The following is a 26,278-nucleotide window of genomic DNA, read 5'->3' on the forward strand; positions in this document are numbered from 1 at the left end:
CTCGTGGGTGCCCGCCCCCATCGATGGCGGCCAATCCGATCCGGCCACGGCGCGCCTCGTTGGCGCCGGGTTGAACGGCTACAAACCGCCGGCACCAGCTGCCGTGCCGTGGCCGGCTGCGCCACCCCAACCCACTTCGCCGGCCACCTCAAGCTTGGTCGACAAGCTTGCAATGCATTAGATTTGAACCGGGCCACCTAACGGGGGCAGACCAGTTCGCCAGTGTGCCCTGGGTCACGAGCACGATACGACGCGACGGATCGCGCCGATCCCACCATTCCGGAAGGGCGGCGGCGACCGCCGGCACAGGGAGAGCGCCGACGAAGTGGACGCTGGGCGGCAGCGGGCCGTAATCGAACTCGAACTCCGGCACGGTGGCTTGGACGAAGGCATCGGGCAAGGTCACGATCGATTGCGTCAGCGAGGCTGGCAGCCCGGGCAATCCCTCATTGGCCAGAAGTCCATCGGTATAGCGGCGCACCGGGTCGGTGAAGGCGACATCGACGCTCGCCTTCAGGGCGCCGTAGCGAGCGGCGTCCTCGGCATTCCTGGCGGGAGGCAGGCCGAAGCCGAGCGGTGCGTTGTCGAGCCGATCGTGAAACAGGAAGCTTACGTTGTAGATCACGATCCGCGGTCGCGGTCCCGCACCGAGCAGGAGGGGCAGTATCCCGAGCACCATGCAGCCGGCGACGATCACGTCGGGCTTTTCTTCGGCGATGAGCGCGCGCAATCGTTCCGCCTGGCCGGGCATCGCGTAGACGAAGCGGCGCTCGAACTCCCGCCGCGACCGCTCGGCGCCTGCGGGAAGGTCCGTGGCCCGGAATTCCGGCTCGCCTTCCGCCGCGATCCACGCGTAGCGCAAGCCGGCCGCCTCGACTTTCGCCTCGAAGGCCGCCCCGGTCACGAACAGGACGTTATCGCCGCGTGCCGTCAGGAGACCGGCCAGCGCGAGCAGAGGATTGACGTGTCCGGTGAGCGGTGTCGCGGCGAGCAGAACCTTCATGGCGGCCTCCTGTTGCGTCGGCGGCCGACGCCGAACGGCGCTCGGCTCGGCCGATTATCGGCCATCTCGCCATCGCGTCCGGGCAGGTTACGGGTCCCGCGCGGGAGGCGAGAGGCGGCGTGAGAAACCGCACGGCTCCTCGCAACTCCGATGGAGAAGCGCCGAATGACAGGGCGGAGACAGTGCGGTTGGGAGCCCTTTCGCTCGTGCGCGTCTCACTCCGGCGTCGGCATTCGGCGAAAGCGCTGCCGAGCGATCGGATCCGAACCCTGACCCCCTGCGAGATCCAGTAGGAGCATCCTGATCGTGCGTGTCGTCGTCGACCTCAACCGCTGCCAGGGCTACGCGCAATGCTGCTACGCGGCCCCCGGTCGCTTCGAACTGCGCGGCCGCGAGATCCTGTTCTACGATCCCGCGCCGCCGAACCACGAGAGGGCGGAGATCGAACGGGCGGTCGAGGCGTGCCCGGTGCACGCCATCAGCGTAGCGTTCGCCGATATTGATCTGAAGCGCCCTCCCGGCACCGCCCGATGAGCGGAACGCCCGAACCTTTAGGGATCGCCATCGTCGGTGCGTCGCTGGCCGGCCTGCGCGGTGCGGAGGCCTTGCGCCTCAACGGCTATGACGGGCCGCTCTCGATCGTCGGCGACGAACCCTACCGTCCCTACGATAGGCCTCCGCTGTCCAAGCACGTGCTCGCCGGAGAGTTGGCGGCCGGCGCCACCCAACTCCCCAACCTCGTCAGCCTCGATGCGCGATGGCACCTCGGCCAAGCCGCGATCAAGCTCGATCGCGAGGCGCGCATCATCGCTCTGGCGGGGGGCACCGCGCTGAGCTTCGATCGACTTCTCATCGCCACCGGCGCCCAGGCGAGGCCCTGGCCCGATCCGGAGGCGGCCCGGCTCTCCGGCGTTCACACTTTGCGCGGACGGGACGATGCAGCCGACCTGCGTGCGGCGCTCGTGAAGAATCCTGGCCGCGTCGTCATCGTCGGTGCCGGCCTGATCGGCTGCGAGGCGGCATCCTGCTGCCGGGATCTCGGACTGCCGGTCACCCTGATCGATCCCAACCCGACGCCGCTCGCCCGCTCCCTCGGCGGCGCCATCGGCGGCGTGATCGCCGGATGCCTCCGGGATGCCGGCGTCGACTTCAGGCCGGGGACGCAGGTGCGGGCACTGGAGGGCGATGGCGCCGTTCGCCGCGTGGCCTTGTCGAACGGAGCGGCGATCGATGCGGATCTCGTGATCGTCGCCCTTGGCGCGGTGCGCGCCACGGGCTGGCTCGCCGCCGCCGCCCTCATGGCGGATGCCGGCGGCGTTACCTGCGATGGGGCCTGCCGCGTCCTCACCGCCGACGGAACCGCCGTTCCGGAGATCTACGCCGCCGGCGACGTCGCGCGCTGGCCGATCCCGCTCTACGACGGACGCCTCGTCAGCATCGAGCACTGGGGCAACGCCGTCGAGCAAGCTCGCCACGCCGCGCGCAACATGCTGGCCGCTCCGGACGATCAGCGGCCTTACGATCACCTGCCGGCCTTCTGGTCGAGCCAGTTCGGCATCAACATCAAGGCCGTCGGCCTGACGGAGGGGGCCGACAGCCTTGCTGTCGTGCAGGGCTCCCTCGCCGCGCGGCGCTTCCTCGCGGTCTACGGCCAGGCCGGGCGCAGCATCGCGGCCGTATCCTTCGACGAGGCGCGGTGGCTGCCGGCCTATGCCGAGCGTGTTGCGGCCCGCCGTCCGTTTCCGCCGATCCGGGATGCGAACGACCAGCCTGCGATCACCTCGCTGCCGCCCGGCTTCCCGCCCCCGCGTGCCGCACGGCACCATGGCGTGGCGATGGGAGGAGCGCATGGCTGACGACACGCTGTTCTCGCAGGTGCTGGACCCGGCCAACCGCGCGGATCCCTACCCGCTCTACGCGCGTCTTCGGGAGACGCCGGTGGCCCGCCAGAGCGACGGCAAGGTCGTGGTGAGCACCCACGCGGCGATCCGAAGTCTCGTTTTCGATCCGCGCCTCAGCTCCGAGGACCTGCCGCCCTCGCGCCGGCCGCGCACCGGCAATCCGCTTAAGGACTGGTTCCTGAACCCGCTCAAGGACCGGGTCGCCAACGCCCACCGTCCGCTGATCTTCCGGGACCCGCCGGCTCACGACGCCCTCAGGGGCTTCGTCATGGCCGAGTTCGGCGTGGAGAGGGTGCGCGCGCTCCATGGGCGGGTCTCGTCATTGGTGGACGCGCTGATCGAGAACTGCCGCGGCCGCGACGAGGTCTGTCTCGTCGAGGACCTGTCCTATCCGTTGCCCGTGGCGGTGATCTGCGACCTCCTCGGCGTGCCTGAGGCGGACGAGCCGCAGTTCCAGGCCTGGGCGACGCAACTCGCCACGGCCCTGGAGCCGGATGCGCGCGGCGACGAGGCGACCCGCCGGGCCAACGTCGCCGCGTTCGACGCGATCGCCTCCTACATGCGCGCCCTGATCAAGGCCAAGCGCCGCCACCCGACCGGCGACATGCTGAGCGGGCTCGCCGCCAGAGGCGCCTCCGGTGAAGCCCGGATGGGCGAGGTCGACCTCATCTCGACGGCGATCCTCCTCTTGGTCGCCGGCCACGAGACCACGGTCAATCTCATCACCAACGGCATGCTCACCCTCCTGCGCCACCCCGACGAGCTGGAGCGGCTGAAGTCCGAGCCGGCGCGCGCGCCCCGCGTGATCGAGGAATTGCTGCGCTATGAGCCGCCGGTCCACTTCCGGACGCGCAAGGCCCTCGGTGACATCGACATCGGCGGCACCATCATTCCGAAAGGCACGGCCATCATCCTGCTGTTCGCGGCCGCCAACCGCGACCCGGCCCGCTTCGCCGATCCGGACAGGTTCGATCCGGACCGCCCCGACATCCAGCATTTCGGCTTCGGCGGCGGCCTGCATTACTGCGTCGGCGCCCCACTCGCCCGGATCCAGGCGGAGATCGCGCTGCTGGCGCTGTGCCGGCGCCTGCACGATCCACGCCTCCTCGCCGACCCGCCGCCCTACCGCCCCGGCGCCTCTCTTCGCGGTCCGGAAATGCTTGGGATCTCGATCACCGGTATTACATGAACGAGCACGCATTCCGTCGGGTAAGCGCGCTTCTTTCTAAAGTCCGAAGATGGAAGACGGCGAGGAATCATGCAGCGACGAAATCGACCCACAGGGACCGGGAACGATCCTCGCGGAACAAGGCGTCCTCGCAGGGCCTCGGGTGAACTCAATTGTCCGGCGCAGCGTCGATATCACAACGAATGAACTAATGCCCGGTCAGTACGTGTTCTCTTCGGCCGGGAAGCGTCCGCTGCGGACCTCCTCGGCGTAGTCGCGCACGGCGGCCTCGATCTGGCCGCGCAGGCTGCCGAACCGCTTGACGAATTTCGGCACGCGATCGCTCAGACCCAGCATATCCTCCAGGACCAAGATCTGGCCGTCGCATTCGGACGAGGCGCCGATGCCGATGGTGGCTGCGGCGAGGGACCGGTCGGCCGCGATGGCGCGTGCCACCGGCTCGACGATGCCTTCGAGCACGATGGCGAAGGCGCCGGCCTGGCTGATGGCGCGGGCGTCCTCCATCAGGCGGCGCTGGCCGTCCTCGCCCCGGCCCTGGACCTTGAAGCCGCCCATCGTGTTCACCGATTGCGGGGTGAGCCCGATATGGCCCATCACCGGCACGCCGCGCTCGACGAGAAAGGCGACCGTCTCGGCGAAGCGCGCGCCGCCCTCCATCTTGATGGCGCCGGCGCCAGTCTCCTTGAGGACGCGGGCCGCATTCATGAAGGCCTGCTCGCGGCTCGCCTCGTAGGATCCGAACGGCATGTCGACGACGACGAGGGCGCGCTTCGTGCCCCGCATGACGGCTTGCGCCTGGACGATCATCATCTCGAGGGTCACCGGCAGGGTTGTCTCCATGCCGTGCATGACCATGCCGAGGGAATCGCCCACGAGGATGAAATCGCAATGCTCGTCGAGGATGCTCGCCGTATGCGCATGATAAGCGGTGAGCGCGATGATCTTGCGGCCTTCCGCCTTGCGCGCGGCCATATCGATCGCCCGAAGGCGTCGTGACGTCACAACCTGCGACATGGCTCGTCCATCCGGTTTCTCATGCCGAACCGTTCGCCGGGATCACATCTCTGCTCCGTGCAGGGCGAGGCCGCGCGATAGTGGTCGCAGGAACGCTTCTACACGTCCTTCGAGCGCGATGCACCGGATTGGATCGTGAAGTCGGCCGCGGCCAGCCAGATGAAAGCGGCCGTTCGGCGAGGGGCGCGATGGCGTCGCGGTCCCCGGTCAGTCACCGCCCTTGTGGGCGTTTTCTCCCTAAACGTCGGGTCGTCAGACGCGTGCCTTGTTTCCGCCACATCGCGTCCGAAGTCAACATGGCCATAGGGGTGGAGGTCGTTGAAGTTGCTGAATTTTCGCATCGCCTCGCGAAGTCGTCAGCGTTGTGCTCCCTCGCCTCGGACCGGCTTCGGCCGCGCTTCCCAATCCGGGTCGGGCTTGGTCGCGACGGTGGGGTGACGGTCCTGCCAGCCCTCGATGCCCTCGGGGAACCAGAACACATTGGTGTAGCCCTGCTGGACAAGGCGCTTGCCGAGATTCCAGCTGCCCCAGCATTCCGGACGGCAGAAGGCCACCACGGCCCGAGTTCGGTCGCCCGCGGTGAGCGCGGCGATCCGGGCAAGAAGCACCGCCTCCGCGGCGGGATCGAGGGGCGCTGCGCCTGCACCGGGCATCCACACGCTTCCGGGCAGGGAGCGATGGGTCGGTAGCCAGGGCCGGTTCTCGGGGAAGCCTTTCGGCCGATGGTCCTCGAGAGACACGTCGAGGAGAACCGGCTTCTCCTTCGCGATCAGTGCGTCGAGGCTGTCGAGATCGAGGACAGTCGCTCCCTGCAACGTCGCCGGCGTGTAGCCCCGGGCCGGTCCCGTCCAGAGCCCGTCCGGCTCCGGCACGTTGACCGGGGAATCCGCCGGGCCTGCCGCCATCAGCAGCAAGGACCCGGCGATGGCCACGATAGCGCGAGCCGCGCGGCCTGACAGAAAGCCCATTCCGGTCAGTTGCTGACGGCCGGAGCCGTGAAGCTGTGCTCCCAGCGGCCGTTCTGGTTGTCGATCGCCACCACGCGGATCGGCTCCTTGCCCTCCGGAACGAACGAGAAGCCGATCACCGGGTTCGAGGAGATTGAGATGTCGCCGTCGAGGGTGAAGACGTTGGACGATCCGCGCGAGACCTCGACCTTCGTGATGTAGCGCGCCGGAGTGTAGTCGCGCGTCACCTGGTTCATCTGCATGCCGCTGAAGTTCGGGTGGCGGATCATCAGGGTCGCCTCCATCGGCTTGCCCGGAGCGGCATCGCCGGCGAACTTCATGCGCATCTCGCCCATGCCCTTCATCGCCTCCTCGTCCGTCATGCCCATGGGAGCCGAGCAGCCGCCCGAGGCTTTGACGAACTTCACCGTCTCGAGGAGCTTGCCATCCTTCGTCTCGGCGATGGCATGGATATTGGTGTAGTTGTTCACCCGCACGCGCAGCTTGATCTCGCCCGGGTCGGCCGCCGGCCCGAAGGTGAACTTCGCCGCGTAGGGCGACGGGTTGTCGTCGATGACGAGGTGCAGCCCCGTGATCTTGTCCTTCTCGGGCATGGTCAGGGTGATCGGCACCAGCGAGGCATCCATGGCGCGGTTCGGCGCGTCGATCTTCACCATCGCCTCGGTCGCCTCGAGCTTGCGCTCGCCGAAGATCGAGGTCTGGATCTCCTTCCAGCGGGCCAGTCTCTCGGAATCGTCGTCGCCCGCACCGAGCGCCCAGGCGGGGCTGGTCAGGACCGAGAGGGATAGGCCGAAGGCCACGGCAAGATGTTTCATGGTGCGTCTCCTCGATGTGAAGTGTAGCGCACAATCATTCCCACTCAAGCTCCTTGTAGGCCTGAGTGACGTTGCGCCCGTGATAGCTGTCGAACAGGAGCCACTTGTCCCCCTCGTCACGCCCGACGGTCTGCACGGCCTTCTCGATCGGCATGTCGGTCGAGATGGCTTCGCGGGTCCCATCGCGAAGGACCGATAGGTAGCGGGTGAGATCGGCCAGAGCGGGCGCGAGGTCGACGAGGGTCGGGCCGTGGCCCGGCACCGCCTTGGCCGCGCCCATGCCCTTGAGGCGTTCCACCTCCTTCAGCCACCCGACGAGACTGCCGTCGAGCGAGGGAATGCGGGCGACGAAGAGCAGGTCGGCGGGAAACAGGATGCCGCTGCGCGTATCGAGCATCGAGAGGTCGCAATTGGTATGGGCGGTGCCGTGCGCCGTCAGCCGCAAGGTGCGGCCGCCGAGATCGATCTCGGCGGTATCGGCCACGTTCATCGTCGGCTTGACCACCGTCCCCGCTCGCTCTGCACCTAGAACTTCGGCGAGGCGGCCGCGATAGAACTCGCCGCGCGAATCGAGGGCGGCGCTCAAGCCGTGATGGCCGATGAAGGTCGGGTAGTCCTGAGCGAAGGCGGATGCGCCGAAGCAATGGTCCGGGTGGACGTGGGTGAGAACCACGTGGCGAATGGGCTTGGCCGTACGCTTGACGATTTCGGCGCGAAGCCAGGCGCCGTCGGCATGGCTGCCGCCGCTCTCCGTCACCAGCACGGCCTCGTCGCCGACGATGAAGCCGATATTCGCGATGGCGTCGGCGTTCTCGGCCGTGGCCTCGCCGTCGATGCCGCGCCGCATGAAGATGCCGGGGCCGATCTCCTCCATCGCGAAGGCATCGGCGGCGCGCCCGAGCGTCGGCAGGCAGCACAGGCAGAGGCCGCCGAACAGGGCCTCGCGGCGGGTCCGCGACATCCTCATCGACGAGTTAACTCTTCGGCATGAGAAACCTGAACCGGCATGGGCACTTCCTTCGCTCACCTCCCGGCCGCTCGTGCTCGGCGACCTCGGACGCGGTCGGAGGAAGCGTCCGAACTCGGCGCGGGTCAAGCCGTCGCCGACGCGTCGCCAATTGCGGTCGGATGACGTTCCCGCGACGAACGGGACGGTAAGTCCGCCCGCCGTCCTTCACACCGGCGGGGACTGATACGATATGACATCGCCGACAAGGGCGCCCCTCGCGCCGATATCCGAACCGCAAAGAGCCGCCATGTCCGACGCTGCCCAGAAGATCCCCGTCACGGTGCTCACCGGTTACCTCGGCGCCGGCAAGACGACGCTCCTCAACCGCATCCTCACCGAGAACCACGGCAAGCGCTACGCGGTGATCGTCAACGAGTTCGGCGAGATCGGTATCGACAACGACCTCGTGGTCGGTGCCGACGAAGAGGTGTTCGAGATGAACAACGGCTGCGTCTGCTGCACCGTGCGCGGCGACCTCATCCGCATCATGGACGGCCTGGTGAAGCGGCGCGGCAAGTTCGACGCGATCATCGTCGAGACGACCGGCCTCGCCGACCCGGCTCCGGTGGCCCAGACCTTCTTCGTCGACCAGGATGTCGGCGACGCCGCCCGGCTCGACGCCGTGGTGACGGTGGCCGACGCCAAGTGGCTGTCCGACCGACTCAAGGATGCGCCGGAGGCCAAGAACCAGATCGCCTTCGCCGACGTCATCCTCCTGAACAAGGCCGATCTCGTCTCCGCTGAGGATCTCGACCGGGTCGAGGGCCAGATCCGCGCGATCAACCCCTACGCCAAGATCCACCGCACCAGCCGCTGCGACGTGCCCCTCGACGCGGTCCTCGACCGCAATGCCTTCGACCTCGGGCGCATCCTCGATATCGAGCCCGAGTTCCTGGAGGAGGGCCACCACCATCACCACGACGACGAGATGCAATCGGTCTCGGCTAGGATCGACGGGCCGGTGGACCCTGAGAAGTTCATGCCCTGGATCTCGAACCTGACCCAGGTCCAGGGCCCCGACATCCTGCGCTGCAAGGGCATCGTCGCCTTTCCGAACGAGCCTCAGCGCTTCGTCTTCCAGGGCGTCCACATGATCCTCGACGGCGATCTCCAGGGGCCGTGGAAGGAAGACGAGGCGCGCGTCTCGCGAGTGGTGTTCATCGGGCGCAAGCTCGACGCCGATGCGATCCGGGCAGGGTTCTTCGGGTGTAAGGCGTAGCGGATGGGAAAAGCCCTCCCCCGCAGAGGGGAGAGGGAAGAGCGGTGCTCGCAAGGATTGGTTTACCATTCCGTCACAGGATCGCGCCGCGCCGGCCGTCTCCGGCGTTCGGAGAGCGCTCCCCATGATGTCCCGCGCGGAACGCACGCCCCTCACCGATTGGTGGTGGACGGTCGACAAGGGCCTGCTCGCGGGCCTCGCCGCGTTGATGGTGGCCGGCCTCGTCTTCCTGATGGGCGGTGGGCCGCCCGTCGCCGAGAAGATCGGGTTGCCGACCTTCTACTTCCTCAATCGCCAGGCGATCTATCTCGCGCCGACGCTCCTCATCATCGTGGCGGTCTCGTTTCTCAGCCTGCGCCATATCCGGCGCGTGGCGCTCGGGACCTGGATCGTCGGCGTCGCCCTCTGCATTCTGGCCGGCAAGTTCGGCCCCGAGATCAAGGGCGCGCATCGCTGGATCCAGCTCGGGTCCTTCGGCCTGCAGCCGTCCGAATTCGTGAAGCCCTCCTTCGTCGTCGTGGCGGCCTGGGCCTTCTCCGAGGGTGCGCAGCGCCGCGACATGCCGGGCGGCCTTCTTGCCATCCTGCTCCTGCCGATCACCATCGTGCCGCTGGTCCTGCAGCCGGATTTCGGCCAGACCATGCTGATCACCATCGTCTGGTGCTCGCTGTTCTTCGTGGCCGGCCTGCACTGGTTCTGGGTCGCGGGCCTCGGCCTCGGCGGATTGCTCGGCGTGGCGGTGGCCTACCGCTTCCTGCACCATGTCCGCGAGCGCATCACCCGCTTCATGGACAAGGATTCCGGCGACAGTTTCCAGGAGTTCTGGGCGCGCGAATCCTTCCATTCCGGCGGCTGGTTCGGCACCGGGCCGGGGGAGGGCGTCGCCAAGCGCCACCTGCCCGACGCCCATACCGACTTCATCTTCTCGGTCACCGGCGAGGAATTCGGTGCGCTGGTCTGCCTCGGCCTCGTCTGCCTCTTCGCCTATATCGTGATGCGCGGGCTGAAGCTGGCGCGGCGCACCGACGACACCTTCTCGCGCCTGGCGATCACGGGGTTGACCACATTGTTCGGCTTGCAGGCCTGCATCAACATGGCGGTGAACGTGCGGCTGATGCCGGCCAAGGGCATGACCCTGCCCTTCGTCTCCTATGGTGGCTCGTCGCTGATCTCGCTGGCCCTCGGAATGGGGTTCCTGATCGCGCTCACCCGCAAGCGGCCGCGCACGGTGATGCTGAGCCAGAAGCCGCCCGGGACCGCGCCGGCGACCGTGGCCGGAGTGATGCGATGACGGTGGCGCAGGCGACGGTGCTGCTCTGCGCCGGCGGGACCGGCGGGCACCTGTTTCCCGCCGAGAGCCTCGCTCATGCCCTGCGGGCTCGCGGCCTGCGGGTGGCGCTCGCCACCGACGCGCGGGTCGATTCCATCGCCACCGGCTTTCCGGCCTCCGAGATCGTCACCATCGCGTCGGCGACACCGTCCGGCCGCTCGCTGGTCAGGCGGGCGACTGCCCTCCTCACGCTCGGCCGCGGCTTCGGGGCCGCCGCCAAGGAGATCAGGCGCCTGAACCCGGCCGCCATCGTCGGCTTCGGCGGCTATCCGACCGTGCCGCCGATGCTCGCCGGTCAGATCCTCCGGGTCCCGACGATCCTGCACGAGCAGAATGCCGTGATGGGCCGGGCCAACGCTTTCCTCGCCCGCGGCGGGCGGGCCATCGCCACCGGCTTCCGGGAGGTACGCGGCATCCCCGACAAGGCGACGGCGCCCCGCACCCATACCGGCAACCCACTGCGCCCAGCCGTCCTGTCGGCGGCAGAGATGGCCTATCCGGCGCTCGGCGAGGTCGACGGCCTTCATCTCCTCGTCTTCGGCGGCAGCCAGGGCGCGGCCGTGATGGGACAGGTGGTGCCCAAAGCCATCGCCCAGCTCCCGGCCGACCTGAGGGCGCGGCTCCACCTCGTGCAGCAGGTCCGGGCCGAAGATCTCACCGAGGTCCAGAACCTGTATCTCGGCCTCGGCCTCGCCGGGCTGGAGACTGCGCCGTTCTTCAAGGACCTGCCGGACCGGATGGCTCGGAGCCACCTCGTCATCGGCCGCTCGGGCGCCTCGACCGTGTCCGAGCTCGCTGCGATCGGCCGGCCGGCGATCCTGGTGCCGCTACCGGGCGCGCTGGACCAGGACCAGGCCGCCAACGCCGCGACACTCGCGGCGATCGGCGCAGCTCTGGCGATTCCGCAATCGGCCTTCACGCCCGACCGCCTCACGGCGGAGCTCGTCGACCTCTTCACCACGCCGGCAAAATTGACCGCGGCGGCGGCAGCGGCCAAAAGCGCAGGCATTCACGACGCCGCCGAACGGCTCGCCGACCTCGTCGTCGCGACGGCGGCGCGCACCTGATTCCGACGGGTCCGCTTGGTCGGCCCCGCCCTAAACGAGACTGGCTCCCATGAAGCTGCCCGACAAGCTCGGCCCCATCCACTTCATCGGCATCGGCGGCATCGGCATGTCCGGCATCGCCGAGGTGATGATGAACCTCGGCTACACGGTCCAGGGCTCGGATGCGAACGACAACGCCAATGTCCGGCGTCTCGCCGAGAAGGGCATCCGGACCTTCGTCGGCCATGCGGCTGAGAATGTCGAGGACGCTGCCCTCGTCGTGGTCTCGACCGCGATCCAGCGCGACAATCCCGAGCTCGTTGCCGCCCGCGAGCGCCGCCTGCCGGTGGTGCGCCGCGCCGAGATGCTCGCCGAGCTGATGCGGTTCAAGTCCTGCGTCGCCATCGCCGGCACCCACGGCAAGACCACGACGACCTCGCTGGTCGCCACGCTCCTCGACGCCGGCAACCTCGACCCAACGGTCATCAACGGCGGCATCATCAACGCCTACGGCACCAATGCCCGCATGGGCGAGGGCGAGTGGATGGTGGTGGAGGCCGACGAATCGGACGGCACCTTCCTCAAGCTTCCGGCGGATGTGGCCATCGTCACCAATATCGACCCGGAGCACCTCGACCATTTCGGCTCGTTCGACGCGGTCAAGGACGCCTTCCGGCGCTTCATCGACAACATCCCGTTCTACGGCTTCGCCGTGATGTGCATCGACCATCCGGTGGTGCAGGACCTCGTCGGGCATATCGAGGATCGCCGCATCATCACCTATGGCGAGAACCCGCAGGCCGATGTCCGCCTGATCGACGTCGACCTCAAGGGCGGCCAGAGCCGCTTCCGGGTGATGATCCGCGACCGCCGTCCCGGCTTCCGCCTGGAGATGGAAGACCTCGTCCTGCCGATGCCCGGCAAGCACAATGCGCTGAACGCCACCGCAGCTCTCGCCGTCGCCCACGAGCTCGGTGTCGAGCCGGAGGCGATCCGTAAGGCGCTTGCCGGATTCGGTGGGGTGAAGCGGCGCTTCACCAAGACGGGCGAGTGGAACGGCGCCCAGATCTTCGACGATTACGGACACCATCCGGTAGAGATCAAGGCAGTGCTCAAAGCCGCACGCGCCTCCACCGACGGCGACGTCGTCGCCATCGTCCAGCCGCACCGCTACACCCGGCTCGCCTCGCTGTTCGACGATTTCTGCACCTGCTTCAACGATGCCGACACGGTCATCGTCGCCCCCGTCTACGCGGCCGGCGAGGCTCCGATCGAAGGCATGGACCGCGACGGCTTGGTCTCCGGCCTGAAGTCCCGCGGCCACCGCGACGCGCTGCCCCTGGAGCGCACCGAGGATCTCGCCGGTCTCGTGGCAAGCCGCGCCAAGCCCGGCGACTACGTCGTATGTTTAGGGGCCGGCACGATCACGCAATGGGCCTATGCCCTGCCGGGAGAGTTGGCGGCGTTGAAGGGGTGAGGCCGCGATGAGTTCCGGCGACCCCGAAGAAACGGGGTTCCGCCGGCGCTTGAGGCGGACCGAAACCGAAGCGGAGCGTCGATTATGGCATCGGCTACGGGACCGCCGACTTGCCGGTTTCAAGTTCATCAGACAGGTAAGCATAGGTCGCTACGTGGTCGATTTAGCCTGCCGCGAGGCGAGGCTGATCGTCGAGGCAGACGGTAGTCAGCATGCCGAGAGCCCGTACGACAAAGACAGGGATGTCTGGTTGACCAATCAGGGCTTCCGCATCCTCAGGTTCTGGAATCATCAGATCATGAATGAGATCAGCGTTGTGCTCGACACGATTCTGGCAGCGCTCCCCCCCTCTCCCCGCGGGCGGGGAGAGGACGCCGGCTCCCTTGCCGGGGCCGGCGTGAGCCCGAAGGGCGAGGGTGAGGGGGTCTCTCCAAGTGAGACTCTTCCGACGAAGCCCCCTCACCTTCGCTCCGCTCGCCTCGTTCCCGACAAGGGGAACGAGGCCCTCTCCCCGCAAGCGGGGAGAGGGGAGGAGCACGCATGACCCCCTTCCCCGACATCACTCCTGACATCCGCGCCCGTGCGCCCGCCTTGCGCGGGCGCCTCGTCGCGAACCAGTCCCTCGCCGACCTCACCTGGTTCCGCGTGGGCGGGCCGGCGCAGGTGCTGTTCAGCCCCGCCGACGAGGAGGATCTCGCCGCGTTCCTCGCCGTCATCGGTCCGGACATGCCCGTCACCGTCATCGGCCTCGGCTCGAACCTGATCGTACGCGACGGCGGCGTACCGGGCGCCGTGATCCGTCTCGGCGGCAAGGCCTTCGGCTCGGTCGAGATCGACGGGGACAGCCTGCGGTCCGGCACCGCCGTGCCCGACATGCGCCTCGCCAAGGCGGCGGCGGAAGCCTCCCTCGATGGGCTCGCCTTCTTCCGTGGCATTCCCGGCTCGATCGGCGGCGCCCTACGGATGAATGCCGGCGCCCATGGCGGCGAGACCACGGACGTGCTCGTCGAGGCCCGCGGAATCGACCGCCAAGGCAACCTTCGCATCCTCGGCCACGCCGAGATGGGGTTCGCCTATCGTCATTCCTCGGCGCCCGGCGACATCATCTTCACGAGCGCGCTGTTCAAGGGGCGGGAAGGGGATCGCGCGGCGATCGAGGCGGAGATGGAGCGGGTCACCGCCGCCCGCGAGGCGGCCCAGCCGATCCGCGAGCGCACCGGCGGATCGACCTTCAAGAACCCGCCGGGCGGCAAAGCCTGGCAACTCGTCGACGCGGCCGGCTGCCGGGGGCTCCGCGTCGGCGGCGCGCAGGTGTCGGAGATGCATTGCAACTTCCTGATCAACCGCGACGGCGCCACGGCCGCCGATATCGAGGGCCTCGGCGAGGAGGTGCGTCGGCGCGTGCGGGAGAATTCCGGAATCGAGCTTGATTGGGAGATCAAGCGGATTGGAATCGACAATGCTGGCGTAAGACGGTAAGCCGTAAGTCAAGCAACGGGGATCTCGCATGAACGCCCGTGCCATTCGAACGGCCTACTCAAAGGTCTCGGTGAAGAGCCAAACCGTTCTCCCGGCCGAGGTGCGGGAGCGGCTTGGCATCGCGCCGGGGGACCGTCTCCGCTACCTCCTCACGCCGGATGGCATTCGCATCGAGAAGGCACCGCTTGAGGGCGAGGATCCGTTCGTCGCCTTCACCGAATGGGCCGGCCCGATCGACGACGAAGACTATGCCGACCTCTGACGTCGGCATGCTCAGCCCTGGATCGGTCGTCGTCGTGCCGTTCCCATATTCGGATCGACTCGCCGAGAAGCGCCGGCCGGCGCTCGTCGTTTCCGGAGAGGCGGCCGGTCGCCTCGGCTTCGTCTGGATTGCGATGATCACGAGCGCGCGCAACACGGCGATGGCGGGCGATCTCGTGATCGAGGACTTGGCTCAGGCGGGGCTCGCCGTCCCTTCCGTCTTGCGGCCGATAAAGATCACGGCCCTCGAAACTTCGCGGGTCCTTCGGCGGATCGGCGCCCTGCATCCTGAAGAGACCGAGCGAGCCCTCGACCGGGTCCGCTCGATGATCGGCAATCCCTGAACCTAGACCTCCCTTCCAGGAGACATCCCATGCCCAAGCACGTCGCCGTCCTGATGGGAGGGTGGTCCTCCGAGCGGGAGGTCTCGCTCAATTCCGGCACCGCTTGCGCCCGTGCGCTCGAAGGGGAGGGGTTTCGCGTCACGCCCGTCGATGTCGGCCCCGATATCGCGACCGTCCTGACCGAGCTGAAGCCCGACGTCGCCCTCAACGCCCTGCACGGGCCGGCCGGCGAGGATGGGACGATTCAGGGCATGCTCGAAATCCTGAAGATTCCCTACACCCATTCGGGCGTGCTCGCCTCGGCGCTGGCGATGCATAAGGAACGTGCCAAAACGATCATGAAGGCGGCCGGCGTGAGCGTGCCGGAGGGCATCGTCGTTAACCGTCACGATGCAGCGAAGTCACACCCGCTGCCGCCGCCCTACGTCGTCAAGCCGATCGCCGAAGGCTCGTCGATGGGCGTCATCATCGTGCGCGACGGGCGCTCGCATCCGCCACAGATTCTCGGCTCGGACGAGTGGGTCTACGGCGAGCAAGTCCTTGCCGAGACTTACGTTGCGGGCCGCGAACTGACCTGCGCGGTGATCGGCGACAGGGCCCTCGGAGTCATCGAGATCAAGCCTGCTTCAGGCGAGTGGTACGACTACGATGCGAAGTATGCCGAGGGGGGGTCGATCCACGTTCTCCCGGCTGAAATTAAACCAAATGTTTACCAGCGTGTCCAAGAGTTGTCGTTAACGGCGCATCAAGCACTGGGCTGCCGGGGCGTCAGCCGTGCCGACCTTCGTTACGACGATACACCGGGTGGAACCGGTGCCCTCGTCGTCTTGGAGGTCAACACGCAACCCGGCATGACCCAGACGAGCCTTGTGCCCGAGATCGCGGCCCATGCGGGCCTGTCATTCGGTGAGCTCGTCCGATGGATGGTGGAGGACGCAACGTTGGGCCGCTGACCGGCGCCGGCTATGCCGGCGAGGGCCGAGCCCTCGCGCGCCTCTCGGGGCTCGCCGCCCGGCTTCCGGTGCTCGGCCGCCGTCTCTCTCCCTCCCGGCGCCAGCGTTTCGGAATCCCGCTCGCGCAGCGCCTGCCGCGCCACATTGGTTCCTTGGGTCTTGCCACCGCCTTCGGCGCCCTCGCGATCTCCGGCTTCGTCGCGAGCGGCCGCTACGACGGCTTCGTCGCCGAGAACGGGCGCCCCCTCGACATCCTTGCCCGTATCGCCGGGTTCGGCGTCGAGCGGGTCACCATCTCGGGGATCGCCCGGCTCTACGAGCGCGAGGTGCTGGAGGCCGCCGGAATCGACGCCCGCTCGTCCGTCGTCTTCCTCGATGTGAAGGAGGCCCGCGAGCGCCTGCTGCGGGTGCCGCTGATCGCAAGCGCCTCGGTCCGCAAGATCTACCCGAACGAGATCCAGATCACCCAGGTCGAGCGCGAGCCCGCCGCCCTGTGGCAGCGCAACGGCGAATTGTCGGTGATAGCCGCCGACGGCACCGTCATCGACGAGATGCGGGACGACCGCTACGCCTCCCTGCCGCTGGTGGTGGGCGAGGACGCGAACCTGCGCCTGCAAGACTATCTCGCCCTCATCGAAGCGGCGGGTCCTCTCGCCGAACGCGTCAAGGCAGGGACCTACGTCTCCGGACGGCGCTGGACGCTGAAGCTCGACGGCGTCGACATCCGGCTGCCCGAGACCGGTGCGCAGGAGGCCCTCGCCCGCCTCGTCCGCCTCGAACGGAACAGTCGCATCCTGGAGAAGGACATCATCGCCGTGGACCTGCGCATGCCGGACCGCGTCGTCGTCCGCCTCACCGAGGAGGCCGCCGCCGCCCGCCTGGAGTTCCAGAAGAAGCCCAAGGCCAAGGGGACCAGCACATGAGGTGCACGATCCGCCCGCCGCACCGCAGTCTCTCCGTCCCCGCCCGTCCTCGACAAGTCCGGTAAGCACCATGCACGCTCATCACGGACTGACGCCCCGCCTGAAGCCGCTCTCCGCACGGCGGAGCGCGACTCTGTCGGTGCTCGACATCGGCACCAGCAAGGTCGTCTGCCTCATCGCGGAGCTGCAGCCGGCCGAGGCGCTGTCGTCCTTGCGGGGCCGCACACACCTCGCCCGGATCATCGGCATCGGCCATCAGCGCTCGCACGGGCTGAAGGGCGGCGCCATCGTCGATCTCGAAGCCGCCGAAGGCGCGATCCGGCAGGCGGTCCACGCCGCCGAGCGGATGGCGCGGGTCGAGGTCCAGTCGGTCATCGTCAACATCTCCGGCGGCCGCATCGGTTCGCAGCACTTCGATGCGCGCGTCCCGGTGCGGACAGGGTCCGTCACCGCTGCCGACGTCGAGCGCGCGTTGGAGACGGCGAGCGCCCATGGCGTCGGTCCGGGCCGCGCCGTGCTCCACGCCCTGCCCACCGGCTACTCCCTCGATGGCCAGGGCGCGGTGATCGATCCTTCGGGCATGATCGGCGACGCACTCGGGGTCGACCTCCACGTCGTCACCAGCGAGGCGGCGGCCGCACGCAATCTCATGCTCGCGGTGGAGCATTGCCACCTCGGCGTCGAGGCGGTGATCGCGACCCCCTACGCCGCCGGCCTGTCGGCCCTCGTCGACGATGAGGCCGAGATGGGCGTCTGCGTCGTCGACATGGGCGGCGGCACCACCAGCGTCGGCGTCTTCTCCGGCGGCCATCTCGTCCATGTCGACGCCGTCGCCGTCGGCGGACACCACGTCACCATGGACATCGCCCGCGGCCTCTCGACCCGCGTCGCGGCGGCGGAACGGCTGAAAACCCTCTACGGCTCGGCGATCTCCACGGCCTCCGACGAGAGGGACATGATCGCTGTCCACGGCGTCGGCGAGGACGAGGCCGATGCCCCCACCCACGTGCCGCGCTCGCAGCTCGTGCGGATCATCCGCCCCCGCGTCGAGGAGGTGATCGAGCTCGTTCGCGATCGCCTGCGGAGCGCCGGCTTCGCGGCCCAAGCCGGGCGCCGGGTGGTGCTCACCGGGGGCGCCAGCCAACTCGTCGGCCTGCCCGAGGTCACCCGCCGTATCATGCAGGGCCAGGTCAGGATCGGGCGTCCGCTCGGCATCCGCGGCCTGCCGGAGGCGGCCAAGGGGCCGGCCTTCTCGGCTGCCGTCGGGCTCCTCGTCTACCCGCAGGTCGCCCATGCGGAGCATTTCGAGCCGCGCGGGCAGGGCGCTTTCGCGGCGACCGGAACGGACGGCTACCTCTCGCGCGTCGGACGCTGGCTCCGCGAGAGCTTCTAAACCAAAGCCGGGCAAGCCCGGCGCAAGCAAATCGGCGCTCTTCTTCGACGGGGCGTCAAAATGAAACGTGAAAGGCACGCGAGGCTCGACACCCATGGCCATCTCCCTGCAAGCGCCGGATATCCGCGAACTCAAGCCCCGCATCACCGTCTTCGGTGTCGGCGGAGCCGGCGGCAATGCCGTCAACAACATGATCGAGTCGGGCCTGCTCGGCTGCGAATTCGTGGTCGCCAACACCGACGCCCAGGCGCTGACCTCCTCGAAGGCCGAGCGCGTCATCCAGATGGGCCTCAACGTCACGCAAGGTCTCGGCGCCGGTTCGCACCCCGAGGTCGGATCGGCCGCGGCCGATGAGGTGATCGACGAGATCCGCGACCAGCTCTCCGGCGCCCATATGTGCTTCATCACCGCAGGCATGGGCGGCGGCACCGGCACCGGTGCGGCTCCGGTCATCGCCCGGGCCGCCCGCGACATGGGCATCCTCACCGTCGGCGTCGTGACGAAGCCCTTCCAGTTCGAGGGCGTTCGCCGGATGCGCACGGCCGAGGCCGGCATCCAGGAGCTCCAGGCCGCCGTCGACACGCTGATCGTGATCCCGAACCAGAACCTGTTCCGGGTCGCCAACGAGAAGACCACCTTCGCCGACGCCTTCGCGATGGCCGACCAGGTGCTCTATTCGGGTGTCGCCTGCATCACCGACCTGATGGTCAAGGAAGGCCTGATCAACCTCGACTTCGCCGACGTCCGCGCGATCATGCGCGGCATGGGCAAGGCGATGATGGGCACCGGCGAGGCCTCCGGCGAGAATCGCGCCAACCGCGCCGCCGAAGCCGCCATCGCCAACCCTCTCCTCGACGACGTCTCGATGAAGGGCGCCCGCGGCCTGCTGATCTCCATCACCGGCGGCAACGACCTTACCCTCTACGAGCTCGACGAGGCCGCCACCCGGATTCGCGAGGAGGTCGATTCCGACGCCAACATTATCCTCGGCGCAACCTTCGACGAGAGCCTCGACGGCATCATCCGCGTCTCGGTCGTCGCCACCGGGATCGAGCCGGCGCTGATCACCGCCAATGGCGGCCAGAGCAGCACCGAGATCGCACAGACCGAGCAGCGGATCGCGGAAGTGGCCGAACGTCTGCGGGCGGAAGCGAGGGCGCGGGCCAGCCAGCCCGCGCCGACCTTTCGCGCCGCCGGCGGCGAGGTAGCCCCTGCACCGGTTGCGGCCGCTTCGCCTGTGCCGGAGGCCATGGCGCCGAAGCCCGAGCCCGTGCGGTTCGAGGCTCCGGCCCCCCAGCCGGTGCGCGACGAGGTCGTGCTCACCCAGACCCAGCCGCGTGCCGCCGTCGCCTACGAGCCGCCCCTGGCGCCTGTGCAGGAGCCGTCTCCGATGCCGGCCGCCGGTCCGTACACGCCGCCTCGCCCGGCGGTGCCGGTGGCCCGCGCCCCTCGCATGCCGCAGATCCAGGACCTGCCGATGCCGGCCCAGGCCCAGCTCCGCGCCAAGCAGGGCGAGGAGCCGATCGAGCAACCGGTGGATTCGAAGCGCATGACCCTGTTGCGCCGGCTCGCGACCGTCGGCTTCGGTGGACGCCGCGAGGATGCGGAGCCGGCACAGCCCGCTCCGGTCCGCGCCCCGGCACCGCCCGTCCATGCCGAGCCCGCCAAGCGTCCCGCAGCAGCTCAGGTGCCGCAGTATCGGGCGCCTCAGGGGCACCTCGACGCCCAGGGGCGTGCGCTGCCGCAAAACCGCATGATGGACGACGACCAGCTGGAGATCCCCGCCTTTCTGCGACGGCAGGCGAACTGATCCAGCAGGCGGCAGGCCGCAGCGGCATTTAGGCAACATCCCCGGGGTTCCAGGACCCCGGGTTTTCGCTTGCGTTAAGTCTTTGGCGGCAAATTGGAATCGCGATCGCTATCGGAAAGCGTGTCTGTAACAGTACGTAATAAACCGTGATTTGGACGCTTTGGACGGCGCGGCTATAGGGGCTGAGGAACGAGAAAAGGCGCGGCGGTTTCGCCGTCAGCGCTCGCAGAGGCTTCAAGCAGCGGACGGATCGAAGGGCTTCGCACCTGCCATGATGCGGCAGTGCGGTATGCAGATCACGGCCGGGGGCTATGGAATGCGAACGAACCAACAAACGACTTTAAAGGCGCCGGTGACCCTCAGCGGGATCGGCGTGCATTCCGGCAACCCGGTGGAGATCACGCTCCGGCCGGCCAGCGCCAACCATGGTATCGCCTTCCTCCGCACCGGTATTTCGAGCGGTAACGACCGTCTCATCAAAGCCCATCACGCCTGCGTCTCCGCCACCGAACTCTGCACGGTGATCGGCGATGTCGAGAGCGGCGCGGTCGCCACCATCGAGCACCTGATGTCCGCCTTCTTCGGGCTCGGGATCGACAACGCCCTCGTCGAGATCGACGGCCCCGAGATGCCGATCCTCGACGGCAGCGCCCTTCCCTTCGTGAATGCCATCGACGCCGCAGGTACCACGAGCTGCGGCGCCAAGCGCCGCTGGATCAAGGTGCTCAGGACGGTGCGAGTACAGGTCGAGCGCTCCTTCGCTGAGCTTCGCCCCATCGACCGAGGCTTCCGCCTCGACGTCGAGATCGATTTCGAAAGCCCGGTGATCGGGCGCAGCCGCAAGGCGATGGACCTGACGCCGGCCTCTTACCGCCGCGAGATCGCGCCGGCCCGCACCTTCGGCATGATGCGCGACGTCGAGCGCTACTGGAAGGCGGGCTTCGCCCTCGGTGCCTCCCTCGAGAACACCGTGGCCGTCGGCGAGAACGCGGTCGTCAATCCCGAGGGGCTCCGCTTCGCCGACGAGTTCGTCCGCCACAAGTTCCTCGACGCGGTCGGCGACCTCGCACTGGCCGGCCTGCCTATACAGGGCGCCTATCGCTCCTATTGCGGCGGGCACCGCATGAACGTCGCGATCATCGACGCTCTCCTGGCCGACCGGGCCAACTACGCCATCCTCGAAGGCGCCGGCACCCGCCGCGAGGCCGCCATCGCCGAGTTCGGCACCGGCCTGACCCTCGCCGCCTTCGCGGGCGACCTGTAGCATTCCAGACACGCCCGGCATGCCGAATGCGGGTATCGCGCCGCCGCCGCTTTCGCGCCCAAATCTGCCGTCAGACGTTCATCGTCTGTGAACGGTACCGCTGTCGCTGGTGACTCCCACCGTGATTCTGGCGATCTTGCCGGCTCCGTTCGATCGAGACTCATACAATGGCTGACGATGCGCGCCGGAAGGGCCGTATCCGTTGGGGGATGACAGGAATGGCCTTGGCTGATCTCAACCGCTCCGCGCTGGCGGCCGCGATGCTCGCCGTCTGCGGCCTCGGCCTCGGCGGCTGCGACGCCCTCGATTCGATCAACCCCTTCGCCGAGCGCTACAAGCCAGAGGTGATCCCGGACGTCCCGGCCAACACGCTCTACAGCGAGGGCCTGGCCAGGATGGAGGACCGGGATTACGAGGCTGCTGCCAAGAAGTTCGAGGCCCTCGACAAGCAGTATTCCTATTCCGAATGGTCGCGCAAAGCGCTGCTGATGACCGCCTACGCCAATTATGAGGGACAGAAGTACGAGGACGCGATTTCGGCCTCGCAGCGCTACATCAAGCGTCATCCGGCCAGCAAGGATGCGGCCTACGCCCAGTATTTGATGGCGATGTCGCACTACAAGCAGATCCCCGACGTCAGCCGCGACCAGGATCGTGCCGAGAAAGCCCTCGTCGGCCTGCAGGAACTCGTCCAGAAGTATCCGACTTCGGAATACGCCGCCGACGCCAAGGCCAAGATTCAGATCACCCGCGACCAGCTCGCCGGCAAGGAGATGGAGATCGGCCGGTTCTACCTGGAGAAGCGCAACTTCCCCGCGGCGATCAACCGGTTCCGCGACGTCGTCAGCAAGTATCAGACGACGCGCCATGCCGAGGAAGCCCTCGAGCGCCTGGTCGAGGCCTACATGGCACTCGGCATCACCGCCGAGGCTCAGACCGCCGCGGCCGTGCTCGGACACAACTTCCCGGACAGTCCCTGGTACAAGGATGCCTACAAGCTCCTTCAGTCCGGTGGTCTGGAGCCGCGGGAAGAGCGGAGCTCCTGGCTCAGCAAAGTGTACCGGTCGGTCATCGGCCGCACCGCCGAAGCGCAGTAAACGCGTGTCGCCGCGACGCTGACGAAGCCCGCGGCGATCTTTTGAGGTGAAGCGCGCGTCGCTTCGCCTTAAACAGCGGCCAGACGCCCTCCAGCCAAGGCCCCGCACGCGGCATGCTGATCCAGCTTGCGATCCGCGACATCGTCCTGATCGATCGACTCGAGCTCGGTTTTCGCGAAGGCCTCTCCGTCCTGACCGGCGAGACCGGCGCCGGCAAGTCGATCCTTCTCGATGCCTTCGCCCTTGCCCTCGGCGGCCGCGGCGATGGCCGACTGGTGCGCCAGGGCGAGAGCCAGGGCGGCGTAACCGCGGTCTTCGACGTTCCCCTCGACCATCCCGCCCGTCTCATCGCGGCCGAGTCCGACCTCGACACCGAAGGCGACATCATCCTGCGCCGCGTGCAGATGTCGGATGGGCGCACCCGCGCCTTCGTCAACGACCAGCCGGTGGGAGTCCAGGTGCTGCGGGCGGTGGGCGCTTCGCTCGTCGAGATCCACGGCCAGCACGACGACCGCGCGTTGGCCGATTCGGGAACGCATCGCGCCATCCTCGACGCCTTCGGCGGCCTCCTCGGGCAGGTCTCGCAGGTGGGCGAAGCGGCAAAGTCCGTCCGTGCCGCAAAAGCGGCGCTTGCCAGCCATCGTGCTCGCGTCGAGGCGGCGCGCAAGGAATCCGATTTTCTGCGCCACGCCGTCGCCGAGCTGGAGATCCTCGATCCGAAAGCCGGCGAGGAAGCGCAGCTCGCCGAGCGCCGCAGCATCATGCAGCAGAGCGAAAAGGTGGCGCGCGAGCTGAACGAAGCGCTGGAGGCCACCGGCGGCGCCCATTCCGGCGTGCCGCACCTGTCCTCGGCCCTGCGCAAGCTGGAGCGCCGATCCTCCCAGCTTCCCGCCCTGGTCGATCCCTGCATCGCCGCACTTGATGCGGCCCTCGTCGCCCTCGACGAAGCCCGAGCGGTCCTCGATGCGGCGGTGAGGGAAACCGAATTCGATCCGCGGGACCTCGAACGGACCGAGGAACGCCTGTTCGCTCTGCGCGCGGCTGCGCGCAAATACGACGTCGCAGCGGACGACCTCGCGCAGCTGCGCGAGCGCTATCTGGCTGACGTCGCCGCCATGGATGCCGGCGAGGAGGCCCTCGGCGGCCTCGAGGCGGCTCTCGGGACGGCCGAGACCTCCTATCTCAAGGCCGCCACCAAGCTGAGCGAAGGCCGCCGCAGGGCTGCGCGCAATCTCGACGCCGCCGTGAAGGCCGAATTGCCGCCGCTGAAACTCGAACGCGCCCGCTTCATCACCGAAATCGTCAGCGACCCAGAATCGCGGGATGCCGGGGGCCTCGACCGGGTCGAGTTCTGGGCGCAGACCAATCCCGGTACCCGCGCCGGGCCGATGATGAAGGTCGCCTCGGGCGGCGAGCTCTCGCGCTTCATGCTCGCCCTCAAGGTGGTGCTCGCCGACAAGGGCTCGGCCCCGACCCTCATTTTCGACGAGATCGATACCGGCGTCGGCGGGGCCGTGGCCGATGCCATCGGCGCCCGCCTCGCCCGTCTCGCCGCCCGGGTGCAGGTCGTCGCCGTCACGCATGCTCCCCAGGTGGCCGCGCGAGCCGGCACCCATTTCCTCATCGCCAAGGACGCGGTGAAGGGTGGTGACCGGGTCGCCACCAGGGTTGCCACATTGGCGCCTCCGGCCCGTAGGGAAGAGATCGCCCGGATGCTCGCCGGAGCGACGGTCACCGACGAGGCCCGCGCCGCGGCGGCGAGCCTGATCGAAGCTGCCGACGCATGAGGAAAAAATCTTAACGCTTTGTTAACCATGTTAGCGGACCGTGGGTCCTCACGCTCGCCTCGGGAGTCGGAAGAGGGCGGCTGGGTGGATCGCGACATGGACATCATTACGGATTGCGCCAACGATTCGGGTCAGACGGATACTCTGCCGCAATCGATCGGCCTGCCGACGATCACCCACGATGCCCGCGCCCGCCTGGGGACCGAGCTACGCTCGCTCTACGCGGTGCTGTGCGACGCCGAGCCGATCACCGATACCCAGGTCGAACTGCTCCTCCGGCTCCGCCACCGCGAACGCGACCGCCTTCGCGTCGCCTGAAGCGGAATCGGCTTACCAGCGTCTCGCGCCGGGCTGGCGCTTGTACTCCGCCGCCCTGAGCTGCGTGAGGATCCGGTCGAGCCTCGTCAGAAGCGCCGGCTCGTCCCGCTCTGCCTTAGCGACATCCTCCGAATCCTGTCCATAGAGCCGGCGTTGCCGAACCAGGACGAGGTCCCGTTCGACCGCTTGGCGCTCCGCATGGAGAGCGAGAAAAGCCGCGTCTTCGGGAGAATCGGCCATCGGCTCATCGATCGTATCGTTCGCCACGGTTCGCCACCTCCGCAGATGAGCCCCGTTCTGGGCCTTTCCTCTGCGACGAGGACAGAGCTGCCCGTCGTCCGGGACAATAAACGCACGAAGGGGCCGAACCGTGCCGTCCACCGCTCATGTGAATGATGAGCGGATCGGGGACACCTTGTTGAGCGCGGCCGCGGTCGCTGTCATCCATTCGTCATGTCAGCGTCATATGGCCGGCATCGTCGAGACGGTAACGGTCCGCCAGCCGCCGTCTACAGCGGTGCCGGTCCTGAGGGCGACCGGCGAACCGAAGGGTTCGCCGACCCGCGTGGACATGTCCGTCACGGATGATCGGCGACCGAACGAACCTGGAGAAACTCCATGAAACCCTTCGCCTACGCGCTCGCCCTCGGGCTCGCCACCGCGCAGATCGCGACCTCAACACTTGCCGCCGACATCACCGGCGCCGGCGCGACCTTCCCCTTCCCGGTCTATTCGAAATGGGCGGAGGCCTACCGCAAGGATACGGGCACCGGCCTGAACTACCAGTCGATCGGCTCGGGCGGTGGCATCAAGCAGATCCAGGCCAAGACCGTCGATTTCGGCGCGACCGACGCTCCCCTCAAGGGTGAGACCCTCGCCAAGGATGGCCTCGTGCAGTTTCCGACCGTCATGGGCGGCGTCGTGACCGTCGTGAACGTCGCCGGCGTCGAGCCGGGCAAGCTCAAGCTGACCGGCGAGCTCATCGCCGACATCTACGCCAACAGGATCACCAAGTGGAGCGACCCCAAGATCGCCAAGATCAACGAGGGCCTGAAGCTCCCCGACTCGCCGATCACTCCGGTCTACCGCTCCGACGCATCGGGCACGACCAACATCTTTACCACCTACCTGAGCTCGGTCTCCGAGACCTGGAAGAAGGAATTCGGTGCGGCGACGACCATCTCCTGGCCGGCCGGACAGGGCGGCAAGGGCAACGAGGGCGTCACCGCCACCGTCAAGCAGGTGCCGAACTCCATCGGCTACGTCGAGTCGGCCTATGCCAAGCAGAACAAGCTCAGCTACACGCTGATCCAGAACAAGGCCGGCAAATTCCCGCAGCCCGACGACAAGTCGTTCCAGGCCGCCGCCGCCAGCGCCGACTGGAAGTCGGCTCCGGGCTTCGGCATCGCGCTGACCAACCAGGGCGGCGACGACGCCTGGCCGATCACCGCGGCCACCTTCGTCCTCGTCTACAAGGAGCCGGCTGACGTCGCGAAGACCGCCGAAGTGCTCAAGTTCTTCGACTGGGCCTACAAGAACGGCGACAAGCTCGCTGTCGACCTCGACTACGTGCCGCTGCCCGACAACGTCGTCGCCCTCGTCAAGAACGAGTGGAAGGAGATCAAGGGCAAGGACGGCAAGCCCGCGATCTAACTCGATCCGGTCACAAGAGAGGCCG

Annotated in this window: 26 protein-coding genes; 20 read left to right on the forward strand and 6 right to left on the reverse strand. The window is 67.9% G+C overall.

The annotated features are described in order from the left end of the window. Positions 1 to 148: 148 nt before the first annotated feature. On the reverse strand, positions 149 to 1,003 hold the full coding sequence (locus K2Y56_RS11050) for a hypothetical protein (protein WP_292507435.1): 855 nt from the start codon (positions 1,001 to 1,003) through the stop codon (positions 149 to 151). Between the two features lie 306 nt (positions 1,004 to 1,309). On the opposite strand from K2Y56_RS11050, the gene K2Y56_RS11055 reads away from it, so the two are divergent. The 3 genes from K2Y56_RS11055 to K2Y56_RS11065 are packed head-to-tail and all read left to right on the forward strand — an operon-like array spanning position 1,310 to position 4,093. Further along, a complete protein-coding gene (locus K2Y56_RS11055; protein WP_292507436.1) occupies positions 1,310 to 1,537 on the forward strand; it encodes a ferredoxin in 228 nt (75 codons plus the stop codon). Beyond that, a complete protein-coding gene (locus K2Y56_RS11060) occupies positions 1,534 to 2,859 on the forward strand; it encodes an FAD-dependent oxidoreductase (RefSeq protein WP_292507437.1) in 1,326 nt (441 codons plus the stop codon). Before K2Y56_RS11055 ends, K2Y56_RS11060 begins: the two co-directional genes overlap by 4 nt. Further along, a complete protein-coding gene (locus K2Y56_RS11065; RefSeq protein ID WP_292507438.1) occupies positions 2,852 to 4,093 on the forward strand; it encodes a cytochrome P450 in 1,242 nt (413 codons plus the stop codon). Before K2Y56_RS11060 ends, K2Y56_RS11065 begins: the two co-directional genes overlap by 8 nt. A gap of 198 nt (positions 4,094 to 4,291) precedes the next feature. On the opposite strand, the gene panB is transcribed toward K2Y56_RS11065, so the two are convergent. The 4 genes from panB to K2Y56_RS11085 form a co-directional block, all read right to left on the reverse strand. After that, on the reverse strand, positions 4,292 to 5,107 hold the full coding sequence (gene panB, locus K2Y56_RS11070; protein WP_292507439.1) for a 3-methyl-2-oxobutanoate hydroxymethyltransferase: 816 nt from the start codon (positions 5,105 to 5,107) through the stop codon (positions 4,292 to 4,294). A 356-nt stretch (positions 5,108 to 5,463) separates the two neighbouring features. Further along, positions 5,464 to 6,075, reverse strand: coding sequence for a rhodanese-like domain-containing protein (locus K2Y56_RS11075; protein WP_292507440.1), 612 nt, complete (start codon positions 6,073 to 6,075; stop codon positions 5,464 to 5,466). Positions 6,076 to 6,080: 5 nt separating this feature from the next. Further along, the gene (locus K2Y56_RS11080; protein ID WP_292507441.1) at positions 6,081 to 6,890 is read right to left on the reverse strand and encodes a quinoprotein dehydrogenase-associated SoxYZ-like carrier; all 810 of its coding nucleotides are present in this window, start codon (positions 6,888 to 6,890) and stop codon (positions 6,081 to 6,083) included. Between the two features lie 34 nt (positions 6,891 to 6,924). After that, positions 6,925 to 7,857, reverse strand: a complete 933-nt coding sequence (locus tag K2Y56_RS11085) for a quinoprotein relay system zinc metallohydrolase 2 (protein ID WP_292507442.1) — start codon at positions 7,855 to 7,857, stop codon at positions 6,925 to 6,927. Between the two features lie 289 nt (positions 7,858 to 8,146). Between K2Y56_RS11085 and K2Y56_RS11090 the strand changes: the two genes are divergently transcribed. From K2Y56_RS11090 to K2Y56_RS11165, 16 genes are all read left to right on the forward strand, one after another. Beyond that, entirely contained in the window at positions 8,147 to 9,118 is a 972-nt protein-coding gene (locus K2Y56_RS11090) for a GTP-binding protein (protein ID WP_292507443.1), read from the forward strand. Positions 9,119 to 9,242: 124 nt separating this feature from the next. Continuing rightward, entirely contained in the window at positions 9,243 to 10,409 is a 1,167-nt protein-coding gene (locus K2Y56_RS11095) for a putative peptidoglycan glycosyltransferase FtsW (protein ID WP_292507444.1), read from the forward strand. After that, positions 10,406 to 11,515 carry a UDP-N-acetylglucosamine--N-acetylmuramyl-(pentapeptide) pyrophosphoryl-undecaprenol N-acetylglucosamine transferase gene (locus K2Y56_RS11100; protein WP_292507445.1) on the forward strand — a complete coding sequence of 370 codons (1,110 nt, stop codon included), beginning with the start codon at positions 10,406 to 10,408 and terminating at the stop codon, positions 11,513 to 11,515. Before K2Y56_RS11095 ends, K2Y56_RS11100 begins: the two co-directional genes overlap by 4 nt. A gap of 49 nt (positions 11,516 to 11,564) precedes the next feature. Then, positions 11,565 to 12,971, forward strand: a complete 1,407-nt coding sequence (murC, locus tag K2Y56_RS11105) for a UDP-N-acetylmuramate--L-alanine ligase (RefSeq protein WP_292507446.1) — start codon at positions 11,565 to 11,567, stop codon at positions 12,969 to 12,971. Between the two features lie 7 nt (positions 12,972 to 12,978). After that, the gene (locus tag K2Y56_RS11110; protein ID WP_292507447.1) at positions 12,979 to 13,515 is read left to right on the forward strand and encodes a DUF559 domain-containing protein; all 537 of its coding nucleotides are present in this window, start codon (positions 12,979 to 12,981) and stop codon (positions 13,513 to 13,515) included. Beyond that, complete coding sequence (murB, locus tag K2Y56_RS11115) at positions 13,512 to 14,450, forward strand: UDP-N-acetylmuramate dehydrogenase (RefSeq protein WP_292507448.1); 939 nt, start codon at positions 13,512 to 13,514, stop codon at positions 14,448 to 14,450. The genes K2Y56_RS11110 and murB overlap by 4 nt, the downstream gene beginning before the upstream one ends. Before the next feature lie 28 nt (positions 14,451 to 14,478). Continuing rightward, a complete protein-coding gene (locus K2Y56_RS11120) occupies positions 14,479 to 14,712 on the forward strand; it encodes an AbrB/MazE/SpoVT family DNA-binding domain-containing protein (protein WP_292507449.1) in 234 nt (77 codons plus the stop codon). Further along, positions 14,699 to 15,055, forward strand: coding sequence for a type II toxin-antitoxin system PemK/MazF family toxin (locus tag K2Y56_RS11125; protein ID WP_292507450.1), 357 nt, complete (start codon positions 14,699 to 14,701; stop codon positions 15,053 to 15,055). Before K2Y56_RS11120 ends, K2Y56_RS11125 begins: the two co-directional genes overlap by 14 nt. Before the next feature lie 29 nt (positions 15,056 to 15,084). Then, positions 15,085 to 16,008 carry a D-alanine--D-alanine ligase gene (locus K2Y56_RS11130; protein ID WP_292507451.1) on the forward strand — a complete coding sequence of 308 codons (924 nt, stop codon included), beginning with the start codon at positions 15,085 to 15,087 and terminating at the stop codon, positions 16,006 to 16,008. Continuing rightward, a complete protein-coding gene (locus tag K2Y56_RS11135; protein ID WP_292507452.1) occupies positions 15,975 to 16,931 on the forward strand; it encodes a cell division protein FtsQ/DivIB in 957 nt (318 codons plus the stop codon). Before K2Y56_RS11130 ends, K2Y56_RS11135 begins: the two co-directional genes overlap by 34 nt. A 70-nt stretch (positions 16,932 to 17,001) precedes the next feature. Next, entirely contained in the window at positions 17,002 to 18,324 is a 1,323-nt protein-coding gene (gene ftsA, locus K2Y56_RS11140; protein ID WP_292507453.1) for a cell division protein FtsA, read from the forward strand. Positions 18,325 to 18,418: 94 nt separating this feature from the next. Then, a complete protein-coding gene (gene ftsZ, locus K2Y56_RS11145) occupies positions 18,419 to 20,134 on the forward strand; it encodes a cell division protein FtsZ (protein WP_292507454.1) in 1,716 nt (571 codons plus the stop codon). 316 nt (positions 20,135 to 20,450) lie between these two features. Next, positions 20,451 to 21,398, forward strand: a complete 948-nt coding sequence (gene lpxC / locus K2Y56_RS11150) for a UDP-3-O-acyl-N-acetylglucosamine deacetylase (RefSeq protein ID WP_292507455.1) — start codon at positions 20,451 to 20,453, stop codon at positions 21,396 to 21,398. 218 nt (positions 21,399 to 21,616) lie between these two features. Further along, positions 21,617 to 22,495: an outer membrane protein assembly factor BamD gene (locus K2Y56_RS11155; protein ID WP_292507456.1), complete on the forward strand. Its 879-nt coding sequence runs from the start codon at positions 21,617 to 21,619 to the stop codon at positions 22,493 to 22,495. A 113-nt stretch (positions 22,496 to 22,608) separates the two neighbouring features. Then, the gene (recN, locus tag K2Y56_RS11160) at positions 22,609 to 24,282 is read left to right on the forward strand and encodes a DNA repair protein RecN (RefSeq protein WP_292507457.1); all 1,674 of its coding nucleotides are present in this window, start codon (positions 22,609 to 22,611) and stop codon (positions 24,280 to 24,282) included. Between the two features lie 96 nt (positions 24,283 to 24,378). Then, complete coding sequence (locus K2Y56_RS11165; protein WP_292507458.1) at positions 24,379 to 24,600, forward strand: hypothetical protein; 222 nt, start codon at positions 24,379 to 24,381, stop codon at positions 24,598 to 24,600. Between the two features lie 12 nt (positions 24,601 to 24,612). On the opposite strand, the gene K2Y56_RS11170 is transcribed toward K2Y56_RS11165, so the two are convergent. Further along, positions 24,613 to 24,840 carry a hypothetical protein gene (locus tag K2Y56_RS11170; RefSeq protein WP_292507515.1) on the reverse strand — a complete coding sequence of 76 codons (228 nt, stop codon included), beginning with the start codon at positions 24,838 to 24,840 and terminating at the stop codon, positions 24,613 to 24,615. Positions 24,841 to 25,218: 378 nt separating this feature from the next. On the opposite strand from K2Y56_RS11170, the gene pstS reads away from it, so the two are divergent. Continuing rightward, positions 25,219 to 26,253 carry a phosphate ABC transporter substrate-binding protein PstS gene (gene pstS / locus K2Y56_RS11175; RefSeq protein ID WP_292507459.1) on the forward strand — a complete coding sequence of 345 codons (1,035 nt, stop codon included), beginning with the start codon at positions 25,219 to 25,221 and terminating at the stop codon, positions 26,251 to 26,253. Positions 26,254 to 26,278 lie beyond the last annotated feature (25 nt).

It is taken from the genome of Methylobacterium sp. (assembly GCF_019745455.1).
GTDB lineage: Bacteria > Pseudomonadota > Alphaproteobacteria > Rhizobiales > Beijerinckiaceae > Methylobacterium.